The sequence below is a fragment of the Sphingomonas sp. LR60 genome (genome assembly GCF_036855935.1).
Lineage (GTDB): Bacteria > Pseudomonadota > Alphaproteobacteria > Sphingomonadales > Sphingomonadaceae > Sphingomonas.
This window is the reverse complement of the sequence record NZ_JASPFK010000001.1, coordinates 3,078,617-3,090,247: the sequence shown is the minus strand read 5'-3', so window position 1 is coordinate 3,090,247 and position 11,631 is coordinate 3,078,617. Positions and strand designations below refer to the sequence as shown.

The window sequence follows — 11,631 nt, the reverse complement described above, 5'->3', positions numbered from 1 at the left end:
CTCAGATCCCCGTATATTCGAAGGCGTCGGCCCGCGGGTTGCGGGTCATCAGCACGACGGCGTTGAAGCCCGCGAGCAGCGGGTCGATCTTCGCCGTGCCGGAGACCTGCTTGGTGATGAGGATCGCGCTGCCGCGCGGCTCCACCTTCGCGTTGCCGACGCACCAATTCATCAGCCCCTGACCCGCATGGAGCAGGGTGCCGTCCTTGAGCTTGCGCTCGGTGCCCTTGATCGCGCCGGTCAGGCGGAAGCCCTGCGGCACCGCGACCAGCTGCTCGGCCGTGAAGCCGCGCCCGATAACCTCGTCGACCAGCGCGGCGACGCCTTGCGGATCCAGCCCGATCGCCGCCTCGGACGGGAACAGCCCCGCCTCGCGCACGCGGTCGAGCACGTCGGCGACCTCGACCAGGTCCTGTGTCGGATCCTCGCAGCGGATCAGCGTCTTCTCGGCGACGAAGTCGTTGAGCCGGCTGACGATATCCTTGCGGCGCTCGAACACGTCGAGGTGCGCCCAGGCATGGTTCCACATCAGCCAGGTGCGCGGATCCGCGCGCAGGCGGCCGAGCAGCGCCAGGCCGAACAGATCGTCGAGGCCGCCGCCATCGATGCCGGCGACCGCGACCTCGACCAGCTCGAGGAACTGCTCGATCGAGCCGTCCCAGATCTCCACCGCCGCTTTCGCCTGCGCCCAATAGGTCGCGCCGATCCAGGCATCGTGCCGCAGCCCGACGCCGATCTCGACGTTGAGGTGCTTGGCGTAGAAGACCTGCTTGGTGCCGTCCTCGGCGTTGGCGACCTCGGCGAACTCGCTCTCGAGCCACTTCTGGCTGACCGATCGGCCGAGGTTCGGGTTGGTGATATAGAAGTTGGCCGGGAACAGGTGCTCGTCGGCCGCGAGCATTTCAGGCGGGAACTCGTAGAGGACCGGCAGGAACTGATCGTTGACGACGATGCCGTCGCGCACGTCGCGGGCGTAAGCGAGCTTCTCCTTGAAGACGCCGGCGGGCGGTTCGTCCGACTGCGTCGTGAGGTAGAGCGTATATCCTTCCGGCCGCGAGACCTGGCCGCCGGTCGCTTCCCGCAGCATCGAGTCCGCGTTGGCCTTCTTGCCGAACAGCCACAGCTCGTCGACGAGCACCCGGCTGGCCTTCTTGCCCGAGACCGTCGCTGCGTCGGCCGCGACCACCTTCAGCGTCGCCTTGGTCTCGCGGTTCGTGATGAGCCGGTAGTGCTCCTGGATGTGGAGCAGGTCGCTCATCTCCTCGTCCGCGCGGATCATATCGCAGGCCGGCTTGAAGCTGTTGCCGGCGACCTCGATCGTCGGCGCCAGGATCAGGTTCTCGTCCGACGGCCGCCATCCGCAGATCAGCTCGGTGAGCATGATGCCGGCGGCGATCGTCGACTTCGTGTTCTTCTTCGACACGAGCAGCATGCCCTGGCGGATCATCTGCTCGCCCGTTTCAGCGTTGTACGCGCCGAAGATCGCAGCGGCGAAGTCGAGCAGCCAGGCGTCGGCCGATTCCCCGATCGTCCAGGTCTCGTCGGTCGCCGGGTTCACGCCCAGGTCGGCGATGCGTAGCGCGGTGAAGACCGCCATCTTCGCCTCGGCCGACGCCGGGAAGAGCGGCGAGAACGGGATTAGCGGTCGGCGATCGCGGATCCGATCCTTCCAGTCGGGGCAGGCGGTCGACCAGGCGGCCATGTCAGTTGATCGTCCTGGTCGGCGCGCCGATCGCGCCGAACTTGCGCCCAACCGCGGCTGCGCGCTCCTGCGCCTGCGCCTTCTTCCCCTTCGCCGGCGCAGCCGCCTCGTTGATCGTCTTGAGCGTCGTCGCGAGGTTCTTCGCGATCTGCGAGCGCGCGGGCAGCGAAACCGCCTTCATCATCGCCTCGCGGCGGCGATCGTCCTCGTCGCTCGCGGTCGCGACCTCGATCAGCTCCTCGAGCTCGCCCTGGTAGCTCGTCATCGCGTCGAGCTCGTCGAACATGCGGGCGACCAGCTGCCGGCCGTGGTCGGCGATCGCGCCGGCTTCGACCGGCTCGGCCGGCGCGCGCGGCTCGATCACCGTCGGCTCCGGTCGCGGTACCGGCAGCAAAGTGCGCACCGGTTTGCGGGTGCGAACCGGGCGATCCCAGCCCTCGGCCTTTGCTTTCTTCCGAATAGCTGCTTCGGAAATCTCGTGCCGATCAGCTATTTCGCGGATCGAGTCGTCGCTCGACAAGTATTCACTTTGTATCCGCGACCATTCAGCAGCAGATTTACGAGAAGCCATTCAACAAGCTCCCCGACCTCAAAGTGCGCACCTCGAAGGCGCCGACGAGGAAAAATTCTCTGCGTGACTCGGAGACCGGTCCCGGGAGGCGGCGCCCCTAGAGATCGGACCCACCCCCGGGTTGCCAATCAAGCGGCGCCGTGGAATCAGGCTGCAGCTGGGGTGGAGCGATCCTCACGCAGGCGACGGCTAGGCCGTGATCCACCCGAAAGGTGGAGCCCCGGCGTCACTCCCCGCGGCGCTCAGCCCGCTGCTTGTGTCGATCGTGGCACGGCTTGCAGAGCGTCTGAAGGTTGTCGATGTCCCAGAACAGACCTTCGTCGCCGCGGTGCGGCTTGCGGTGGTCGGCCACCAGCAGCGACGTGTTGGCGGTCGTGAAGCCGCAGCCAGGCCACTGGCAGGTGTACAGGTCCCGGGCGAAGGCGAGCAGGCGCAGGGCGCGCCATCGTGCTGACTTGTACCAGGTACGCCATGGCGAAAAGAGCTGGCGCTCGGCGCTGGCGGTGCGCTCGACGGGTGGCAGGCTGCCGAGCGCTGGCTTGAGCCTCGAGAGGTTGCTGCCGATCGCCTTGAGCTTGCCCACCTGATCAGGCGGCCGTGGCGTTGCCGGCGGTGCCCTGCTGCTCGCCGGCTTCCAGGACGAACTCTTCGCCTGGGGTCGACGTATAGAAGCCCATCGCACGCAGGCGATCGCCGTTCTTCCCCTTGAGCGCCGCGCCCACTGCCGCCTTGTCGACAGCCTCGGTGACGCGGATGAAGTCCTTGCCCCAGCGATACGCCTTGAGGGCCTTCACGGCTGCCTCGTCGTCGCCCGGGATCATGAGCTTGCTGCGGCCCGACTTGCTCCCGATGATGCAGCCGAGCAGCTCCATGGTCTTGCGCTTGCCCGGCAGCATGCCGAAGCCGGTGCGACGCCACCACGGCTCGATCGAGGCGCGCAGGCGCTCACGCTCCTGCACCAGCGGGGCGACGATCTCGTCTGCGATGGCGTTGGTCTCGGCGATCTGCTTGTTGCGGGCCGTCTCGGCAGCAGCGATCTCGAAGCCGAGCTGGGCGAAGCGCTGGAGCAGCGGCGTTGCCTTCTCGAGCGTGGCGTTGTCGCGCAGCGCGAACCGGTTGGCGGCAGGTGCGCTGGTCATGCGGCGGCGCTCTGCACGGTGCCGACGTAAGGCGTGGCGGCCAGGTCGGCAGCGGCCGGGTTGAGCGCGACCCAGCCCTTCAGCATGCCGATTGTCACGCCGACGAGCGCGTTGTCGGGGTGGCCGGCGGCGAGGATGTCGCGCAGGCGGGTCGGTTCGGTCTTCATCAGAACATCGCTCCGGTTCCGTCGGGTGAGACGTAGAGCGGCGCCGCCTTGGGCGCCGGCGACCGCACGACCGCGCGCAGATCCCGACAGAAATTCAGGACCAGCTCGTCTATATCGTCGACATCAGCTTGGGTTTTGGCCAACCGCGCCCGGTAGGCCAGCTCGTCGAAGCGCGGGGTAAGGCGTTCGAGCTGGTCTGCTACGTTCGGGCGCGGCTGGGTCGCCGCGTTGATGACGCGACGGTGCCGAAGTCCGCTCGCAGAGTGGTCGGGAGCCGGGGGAAGGGGCATCTGGACACCTCCACGCAAAAGCCCGCCGCTCCGGGGAGCAGGCGGGCTCATGGGCGCAACTATGGCGGGGTCGTTTGTGCCGGTCTCACGACCGTTTCGCACCGTGACCTTGGGGACACTGCCCACAAGGTCACCCCTATGTCAGCGGGCACGTCCCCACTGATCGAGCGCGTCGACCAGGAGCCCGCGCGCTCGCCGATCGGACATGCGCCACCGCCGCGCCGCCGCGCTGAGCGTCATGTTGTCGACGATGATCGCAAGCATCATGGCGGCGAACGGGCCAACGCGCTCGCGCCACTCGGTGTAGCGCCGCTCGAGGATCACCGCGGCGAGCCTCTCGGCCGACGCTGCGTTCGCGCCGCCGCCGGAGCTGCGCGGCTCGAGCTTGGCCGTCCGCACCGCCACGTCGGCCGTGATGCGCTCGTGCGCTGCGACGATCAGCTCGGCCGCCGCCGCCTGGTGCGCATCGATCGCGCCGGAGCGCTGAAGCCGGGCAAGTGAGCCGTCGAGCTTGGCGAGCGCTGCGGCATAGGCGTGCGTCTCGGGCGTACCCTGCTTGTGCGACCATGCCTCGCGCAGCTGGACGCGTTCCTCAATGCCCGGAGCGAGCAGCACGACGGGTGCCTTCGTCTTTTTCCGCTTGCTGGTGATCTTCCGGCGCGGGCGCGGCGCGCCGAGCACGAGGTGAGTGATGCGCTGCTGTTCGCGCTCGGCAGCGCTAAAGGCGGGCAGTGCCGCCGTGTTCTGATTGGTCATGATGGTCCCCGGCTACGAGGCCAGGGACATGCTCCAGGATCGCGATCAGGGGCAGATGACCTTGAGTACACGGCCCGCCCGAAACGACGTCGGCGTCGACGACATACCCATCGCGCCGCAGCTCATCGAGCACCAGCTGACGGAAGAGGCCGGGAATGCTGATGCCGCGCTGAGCGCCGGGCACGCGCTCAATCATCTTGGCCGTGGCGAGCTGGTGAACCAACGCCTTCGCCCGCGTCTTGCTGACGCCGAGCGCGATGCGGACGTCCTCCATCGAGGGGCTGTGGCCGTGCCGCACGATGTACGATCGGATGAAGTCGTAAGCCTCGTCCCGCCGGCTCGCCGGGCGGGCATCCTCGATTGTCAATGCATGAGGAACACCCATCCACGGAACATAGCGGGACCCTTGTTAAATTGAAAGTGACGAGGAGCGGGCCGAGGCGAGGCGCCGCCGCCGTTTGAGCCATTGCCAAAACCTTATATTGGAAATCCGACCCCGCTGTGATCGCAGAGGAATCGCTAGCGATCGTCCATGCTCAAAGGATAGTTGTAAAAATTGTCACGCTCCCGTCACCCGTTGTGTGTTTGCAATCGTTATCTGAGGACGGCAGACGCAGTCAGAGCCTGACTTACATCAGGTCAATCAACCAGGCGATGGAGAAGAATGAGTGATTCGCTCGGAGCTGAAAAGCGCCTTGCTGGAGGGGAATTCCACCCTCAACGCTAAGGATGTGGACGCGATCGTCTCCGTCTTTTTCGACGAGATTATCGATCGCCTGTCTAAAGGTGGTCGTGTCGAACTGCGGGGCTTCGGCACGTTCACTACTCGTCCCCAACAAGCGCGAACTGGAAGAAACCCCAAGACTGGCGTGTCGGTCGAGGTGGAGGCATTCCGTAGACCGCTCTTCCGGGCTGGCAGAGACCTGCAGATCCTTCTGAACGCTGCGTCGTCTTCACCGCTTAAACGCTGACGGATCTTCGAGGGGCCGCGCTGACGCTGAGCAAAGCCGAAGATACTCAAGCCAAGACGGCTGGTTGACCGAGGCGGAGAGGCCCTCCGCCTCAATCGCCTCTCATCCTAGGGCATGAGGGCGATCGGCACCGATTATACCCGTCGGATACCCGCAAACGCTCGTCTGCTTCCGCTCAGAAAGCGATGTTCGGCGCACCTTGGTCCTCCCCCAGTCCTGTCAATCGTTCAAGTTCAAGTTTTAACATCGATCGGCCAAGTGCAGCGGCAGACAGGAGCGTGATTGATTGGCATTGGTATATATCTGAAAGCCGCTGACGGAAGCTAAGCTGAACAAGTCGAAGCGATCGTCAGGCGCCCACAGCCGCCATCACCTTTAAAGCGATTTCTTTAAGTTCGGCGCTTCTACCCGCATCCAGCAGGTGCAGGCTCGGATCCACGTCTAGTAAGTCGAGAAGCTCGTATGCGAGTTCGACTTTTGGAAGCGCAACCCCCGTCGAATTTGCATACGCCTGCTCCAGCGCCGCCATTCGCCGTGCGCCGGCGACTACGTCGGCGCCGAGCGGATCGGCGGCGCTGTGATGACGGTTGATAAGCGAATTTGCCGCCCTCAGGAGCAACTCAGGCGCCACAAAATCTTCTAGTTCAAGCCCTTCACTCTCGCCGAGAATGATGATGCGTTCGGCATTTAGCCCTTCCTCGAGAAGACTTTCCCTTATTGCAAGGCCCCCATTGTCTCCGTCGACCAAGAAGGCAATTCCGCTTGCCTCCTCGGGCAGCAGCGGCATCAGCCCACGCGCCGCGGACGACAAGTTTGGAACCACCTGAAAACCGAGATCATGCACCTTCAACGCCTCGCGAAACATTGTGGGGTACAGCAGCATGTCGCCTGGACCCTCGACGCAGACGGCATGCCGGGTCGGAAAGAACGCCAGTGTGGTCGCGCCCATCCCAAAAAGGAGAGGCGAGAACCCGCCGCTGCCCTGAGCCCAGAACTTGTTGACAATCGCGCTGCACGTGACGTCGTCAGTGCACGGCTGCACCAAGCGCACTCCGTGGCCGAGATCCTCAGGCAGGCAGCCGGCCGAGTGCGTCGTGAAAATTACCTTCGAGGCGACACGTTGCCGGGTCAACATCTGCACAAGGTCAGCTTGTGCATCATAGTGTAGTTTTTGCTCGGCCTCGTCGATCAGGAGAACAGGTCGGTCCGCCCTACTGATTGAAATAAACGAATGAAGAGCGACGAATTGTCGGAGCCCGTCGCTACGCTCAGCTAATGGCGTAAAATCTGATTGCTCATTGATGACCTGTATGTCCAGTTGCACAAGAGTGAGCCGCAGCGCAACTGCGATACCGGATTGGCGCCACGCTTCCTTAAAGCTGCGTTCGAGCGTTCGGTTAGCTCGATGCTCCAAGGTCGTAAGCCGGGCAGTATCGTTGGCATCAATCGCGGCGAACACATCGTCGGGTCTCAGGTCGGCAAGCACCAGCAGAGACTGCAGCGCACGCGGCATTTTTTGCCTTAGATGCTGTATCGAGTAAGTAGATGCGAGATTTCTCGCATCCTCGTCAAAGAACAATATTGTAGGCACTCGATCATGAAGCGAGTTGATCGCACGTCGAACCGGGTTCGGTGCCCGCTCGATCTCTGCCAGCTCCGTCCAGAGCCGAGTCGCCACGACGAGGGTCTCAAGCTCAGGCAGCAGCGCTGTCAGGTCTTTCAGCGCTGATACTGCCGAGCGCACTGTTTTCAACGTCTCAGCATCCATATCTGAGCCGGCGTCACGCACCTGTTCTATCGACTCTTTTAAGAGCGCCAGCAGGTCCGCGCTGAGCTGATTGCCAAACTCGCGCGTCCCAAGAAGCTGGACAAGCGTATCGATCGCAACCACCCGGTGACTAGTGTCCCGAGCCGGCGGTGATGGAACGAACCCATATGAGCGACGGCCACTGAATTCTTTGTAGACCTGCAGCCAGCTGGGCCCTGACAGTCCGGCGACTTCCAGCTCGTCATCATCAAGGAGAAAGCGCCCTACTATCTCCAAATCGTCCTCGCCCATACCGCGCGATACATCGGCCACCTCGAACGCTTCAGAGTTGCCCAGCGACCGGATCGCGTCCAGCACCGACGACTTCCCGGCTTCATTCGGGCCCACGAGTGCAAGCGCCTTGCCATTAGTGCGAAGTGTGGCCTTGCGTGCGATTTTGCGAAAGCCGGAGATCGTGACGGAGAAGAGTTCCATGTAAGCAGTCTAGCGGGTGAACGAACGGCTGGGAATGCAGCCGTGAAATCTCAATCGACTAGTCCGTAATCCACCAATCGCGATCATTGACGCGAAGGATCGCTCCGCCTCGGTCGTCTTCTGCCCAGGGCATGGGAAGCAATTTCAGGCCCGATGTACCCGCCCGTTACCCGCCTCGCTGCCCAGCCGCGCGGCGCGCGCCATTCCGTATCGGACACTAGGCGCCGCCACCAGACCGCGTTGACCTCGAACCTTTGTTCCCTCAATGTTCTTGCGAATCACACGGCGATCAGCGTAGCTTGCCGCATCGCCGATTGCCGGCGCATTGACATCGAAGGAGCTTTGGCATGGAGCACGACCTCCTGCTGCGTGCAGCCGCGCGCGCGATCTACGACGCCTGCTATCCCAGCGAGGATTGGTCGCCGATCGGCTTCGACGAGGCCGAGCGCTGCGCGACCGTGCACTACCGCCAGGCGGTCGACGCCGCGATGCAGGCGCGCGCGGTGCTGCTGGTGCGCGGTGAGCAATTGCCGTTGCCGGCGCTCGCGTAACCTGCGGATGTGGTCGGCCAGCCCAAGACGCTCTACGACGTCCGTAGAATTCATGGATCGATCAGCCAGACCTGCGCCGCCTGCGGGACGGTCAAGGTACGCGACCTCGAGGAGTTAATCCGCGAGCGCAGCTTCCAACGCCAGTCGCTCGACTGGCAAGTGTTCCTGCGCGACGCTTGGTGCTGGAAATGCTCGCCCGAGCGCACAGCCGTGACGATCGGGATCATCCCATTCGGCGGTACGGACCGCGAGCTGCGCACGCGCCGGGCCGAGACGCTGGTCATCAACCTCGCGCTCACCGTGCTTAAGGATGCCGCGTGCTGCGCAAGCCAGCATGACGCGTCGACGCCAGCGGTGCGTCTGGCGCTACGCGTGCTGCGGCCGTTCCTCACTGATCGGACGTTGCTGGTGCGGTTCTGGGAGGAGGCGGTGTCGGCGAAGACAAACCCAGCGCATGAGACCCACTTCGCCCATGGCTGGATCGTGGCGGCGCTGATCAAGCGCGGCCATTCGGTATGGGCGCAGTTTCGGTGAGTGGCCTCGGCCAGCGCTCCGAATAGGGCGGAGGAACCCTCCGCCGCGCTCACAATTTGTCCTCGACAAATCGGGTGAAAGGTCGTGATTGTACCCGATCAATACCCGCTTGTGTTCGCGCGACAGCAGTTAACGCCTGATTAGTTGGCGATGCTCTCTCCGCACAGTCATCATTAAAAAGCGCGTGAAGCTCCTCATACACGGACAACTTAACATCTTGCTTGAAGTGGACGAAGTCGGCTCGGACTCCAGCCGCTTGACGTGACCTGATTGTAACAAGATCGAGCTGCTTTAGGGCCTCGTACAGGGCCGGCCAGTCTCCGTGCGAAATGATGCGCCGCCCCTGCGGATCCGTGTCCTCGATGTTGGTGCGCAACCAAAACGGGCGATACCGTTCGACCCTGCCGAGAAGCTCAGTCATGCCATTTGACCATTCTAGCTCGTTGCTCTGTTCTGCAGCAACATCAGGGTTGAGCATCTGCTTTATTTCACGTTGATCGGCTATCGTTCGATCGCCAGTTTCTATTAGCTGAGGTTGAGGAAATGATGACGGAAGGAGGGTTTGCCGATCCATCTCAAGGGTCGCGATGTTAACCCCGTTATCGAAGGTCACGGCTGTCAAATCAACGCCAGAGGCGTGCAAGATGCTTATCACCGTGTCCTTAAAGGTGATGCCTGTCGGCGGTGAAAATGGGAAGTGCACCTCACTGATGCCGACATCTCGAATGTGCAAAGAGGCATCATCAGGAGAAGCTCCGCAAGCTGCCGCGACAGCTAGAACCGATAAATTTGTTGCAGTCCGATCGCGCGACGGCGCGGCAATCACTCTCCGAGCAGCTTCCAAAAGCAAATAGCGTCGTTCGGCCTTCCCTTCGCGACATGGCCAAAAACCTCCAGCGACTCGCGGCCGAAGAGGTTGCGTCGCACGTAACGCGGTATCTCTCCAGCGCCGACGGAGCGGAGCGCCTCTCGCGCTAAAAGTGCTGCTGGAGCTGCTCATGCGCGAAACGGACATGACCAGGCTGAACATCGTTTGCCAGAAAGACGATTGTTCTGGCGCGTTGAACAACGGCCGGTATTTGATCATCTGGCAGCAAGCCGTTAGCAGCGACTGTTGCGAGTAGATCAAGGGCATCATCGGCAAGCGCGTCGGTCTGATTCTCTGCGAGATCGCGGGCCACTTCCTCAAGGAAGCGGCCTACATACTCTCCATACACCTTGATTGCTTCGTTCCCGTTCGGAGGATCAAGGCTTTCGAAGAATTTCTGCGCTTCGCGCCGCGACATCACGTCAACCAGATAGGTCAAAAGATCTGAAGCTGGCGGCTCGCTGTCACGGAGCGCATCGGGCTCGCGTGCGATAACGTCGAGGAAGAACGGGCGTAAAGCGTACGACTTCGACACGAAAATCGGCTCGACAAAATCTAAGGTAAGAAGATCCGCGTTCCAACCCGGCTGATTTAGAAGCCAAGCGCGGGCGGCTTCGGGATAGGGATCACTTAATGAAAGAGAGCTTAGGCGATCGTTCGTGGGCCGGAAAGAGGTTAGCTGTCGTTGGATCGTTTGAGTTGAAATGAATGTCTCGCGACCAGCAAGCAGAATGGTGGCAACGCCGCGCGCGCCTTCAAATAGGGTGTTCAGGCCGCTCCAGGCTGTTTGAAATCCATTAGGATCTGAGAGTTCATCAAAGCCGTCAATGGCTAGAGTGATCAAGCCATGTCGTATCAGGACCATTAACTCACGAATCGTAAGATTTGCTCTCACGTCTTGGAGGGCAAATGCAATTAGATCCGAGATGTTTTGTAATACTCGACCACGGCTGACAATCTGCACTATCAATGGAAGCGATCCATCGTAGCTTTCGGCGCGTAGAAGAGCAGCTTCCCGGACGATAGTGGTCTTTCCGACGCCCGCGGGCCCGTCAATGAGCAGGAGGTCGATGCTGTCCTCCTGCTTGGTTTGCTCCAGGTTCTGCAACCAAGAGTCGAGCGCCTTCCAAGGTTCGGCTGTTGCGATAAAGTCCGGGACTGAGCCGGCCACCTGCTTCAATTCGCTTGTGATCGGGACTGGCGAGCTGCGCATGCGTACGGCTCCGAGCACTACCGCTTGGTTCTGAGCGATGCGACCGAGATCGGCGAAACGACTGCTAGCTAGCAAGGCACCAGCGTTCTTCAAGAGTTGCTCTGGCTCCTGCGGCGTGCGCACGATGTAGCCTGCTTCGGTGGGCACCACCTCAGTCAGAAGGCCGTTACGGTAAAGTGAGAATGAGCCATCTCCCTCTTCGGCGGTGCTGCCGAAATCGGCGAAGGGCATCAGGTCGTCGAGAATTAGCGTCAGCGCCGGCATACCAGATCCATCATTTTGGGGTTGCTGTTGTTGATGCCCCCACGGGAAAAATAGATTGTACGTCGGTCTGTACCATGAAGCAGCCCCTCCGCCGTAAGAATTCCTGGGACCAGGTCAGCGTCCTGACCGACTACAACAAGCCAGCTTCCATCGTTTTCGATTGCTAGAAGTAGGAGGTCAGAAATCAAAGCGGTATCGACCATTTTCTCACCCCATAACTCGTCCCGGCTTTTCTGGTAGGTGCTAGGTAGATGATGGTCGAGCCTAGGGCCACATAGTCGATCGTCACGGGCGCCGAGCAGTCGATCGCCAAATGCAATGGAGCGGATCACCTGCGAACTCCTCGGCGAGTACTCCGCCAAG

Annotated in this window: 15 protein-coding genes; 3 read left to right on the top strand and 12 right to left on the bottom strand. The window is 62.0% G+C overall.

What is annotated here, in order from left to right; genetic code table 11:
• Nucleotide 1: 1 nt before the first annotated feature.
• The 8 genes from QP166_RS14550 to QP166_RS14515 all read right to left on the bottom strand — a co-directional run bounded on the left by QP166_RS14550 (nucleotide 2) and on the right by QP166_RS14515 (nucleotide 4,992).
• The gene (locus QP166_RS14550; protein ID WP_333916559.1) at nucleotides 2-1,702 is read right to left on the bottom strand and encodes a terminase large subunit; all 1,701 of its coding nucleotides are present in this window, start codon (nucleotides 1,700-1,702) and stop codon (nucleotides 2-4) included.
• Nucleotide 1,703: 1 nt separating this feature from the next.
• Nucleotides 1,704-2,066: a hypothetical protein gene (locus QP166_RS14545; protein ID WP_333916558.1), complete on the bottom strand. Its 363-nt coding sequence runs from the start codon at nucleotides 2,064-2,066 to the stop codon at nucleotides 1,704-1,706.
• Nucleotides 2,067-2,499: 433 nt separating this feature from the next.
• Nucleotides 2,500-2,856: an HNH endonuclease gene (locus tag QP166_RS14540; RefSeq protein ID WP_333916557.1), complete on the bottom strand. Its 357-nt coding sequence runs from the start codon at nucleotides 2,854-2,856 to the stop codon at nucleotides 2,500-2,502.
• A 4-nt stretch (nucleotides 2,857-2,860) separates the two neighbouring features.
• Nucleotides 2,861-3,412, bottom strand: coding sequence for a host-nuclease inhibitor Gam family protein (locus tag QP166_RS14535; RefSeq protein WP_333916556.1), 552 nt, complete (start codon nucleotides 3,410-3,412; stop codon nucleotides 2,861-2,863).
• Nucleotides 3,409-3,579 (bottom strand): hypothetical protein, encoded by a 171-nt coding sequence (locus QP166_RS14530; RefSeq protein WP_333916555.1) that lies wholly within the window; start codon nucleotides 3,577-3,579, stop codon nucleotides 3,409-3,411. The genes QP166_RS14535 and QP166_RS14530 overlap by 4 nt, the downstream gene beginning before the upstream one ends.
• Complete coding sequence (locus QP166_RS14525; protein WP_333916554.1) at nucleotides 3,579-3,869, bottom strand: hypothetical protein; 291 nt, start codon at nucleotides 3,867-3,869, stop codon at nucleotides 3,579-3,581. Before QP166_RS14525 ends, QP166_RS14530 begins: the two co-directional genes overlap by 1 nt.
• Before the next feature lie 141 nt (nucleotides 3,870-4,010).
• Nucleotides 4,011-4,625, bottom strand: coding sequence for a hypothetical protein (locus QP166_RS14520; RefSeq protein ID WP_333916553.1), 615 nt, complete (start codon nucleotides 4,623-4,625; stop codon nucleotides 4,011-4,013).
• Complete coding sequence (locus QP166_RS14515) at nucleotides 4,588-4,992, bottom strand: LexA family protein (RefSeq protein ID WP_333916552.1); 405 nt, start codon at nucleotides 4,990-4,992, stop codon at nucleotides 4,588-4,590. Before QP166_RS14515 ends, QP166_RS14520 begins: the two co-directional genes overlap by 38 nt.
• Nucleotides 4,993-5,293: 301 nt before the next feature.
• Between QP166_RS14515 and QP166_RS14510 the strand changes: the two genes are divergently transcribed.
• The gene (locus QP166_RS14510; RefSeq protein ID WP_333916551.1) at nucleotides 5,294-5,596 is read left to right on the top strand and encodes an HU family DNA-binding protein; all 303 of its coding nucleotides are present in this window, start codon (nucleotides 5,294-5,296) and stop codon (nucleotides 5,594-5,596) included.
• A gap of 349 nt (nucleotides 5,597-5,945) precedes the next feature.
• On the opposite strand, the gene QP166_RS14505 is transcribed toward QP166_RS14510, so the two are convergent.
• Nucleotides 5,946-7,838 (bottom strand): AAA family ATPase, encoded by a 1,893-nt coding sequence (locus QP166_RS14505; protein WP_333916550.1) that lies wholly within the window; start codon nucleotides 7,836-7,838, stop codon nucleotides 5,946-5,948.
• 347 nt (nucleotides 7,839-8,185) lie between these two features.
• Here QP166_RS14505 and QP166_RS14500 point away from each other — a divergent pair, with 347 nt between their 5' ends.
• The gene (locus QP166_RS14500) at nucleotides 8,186-8,389 is read left to right on the top strand and encodes a hypothetical protein (RefSeq protein WP_333916549.1); all 204 of its coding nucleotides are present in this window, start codon (nucleotides 8,186-8,188) and stop codon (nucleotides 8,387-8,389) included.
• A gap of 9 nt (nucleotides 8,390-8,398) precedes the next feature.
• Nucleotides 8,399-8,923, top strand: a complete 525-nt coding sequence (locus QP166_RS14495; RefSeq protein ID WP_333916548.1) for a hypothetical protein — start codon at nucleotides 8,399-8,401, stop codon at nucleotides 8,921-8,923.
• Between the two features lie 49 nt (nucleotides 8,924-8,972).
• Here the strand turns inward: QP166_RS14495 and QP166_RS14490 are convergent, their stop codons facing one another.
• The 3 genes from QP166_RS14490 to QP166_RS14480 form a co-directional block, all read right to left on the bottom strand.
• Nucleotides 8,973-9,749, bottom strand: coding sequence for a hypothetical protein (locus QP166_RS14490; RefSeq protein WP_333916547.1), 777 nt, complete (start codon nucleotides 9,747-9,749; stop codon nucleotides 8,973-8,975).
• Between the two features lie 148 nt (nucleotides 9,750-9,897).
• Nucleotides 9,898-11,268 carry an NACHT domain-containing protein gene (locus tag QP166_RS14485; RefSeq protein WP_333916546.1) on the bottom strand — a complete coding sequence of 457 codons (1,371 nt, stop codon included), beginning with the start codon at nucleotides 11,266-11,268 and terminating at the stop codon, nucleotides 9,898-9,900.
• Nucleotides 11,256-11,600, bottom strand: a complete 345-nt coding sequence (locus QP166_RS14480; protein WP_333916545.1) for a hypothetical protein — start codon at nucleotides 11,598-11,600, stop codon at nucleotides 11,256-11,258. Before QP166_RS14480 ends, QP166_RS14485 begins: the two co-directional genes overlap by 13 nt.
• Between the last annotated feature and the right edge of the window lie 31 nt (nucleotides 11,601-11,631).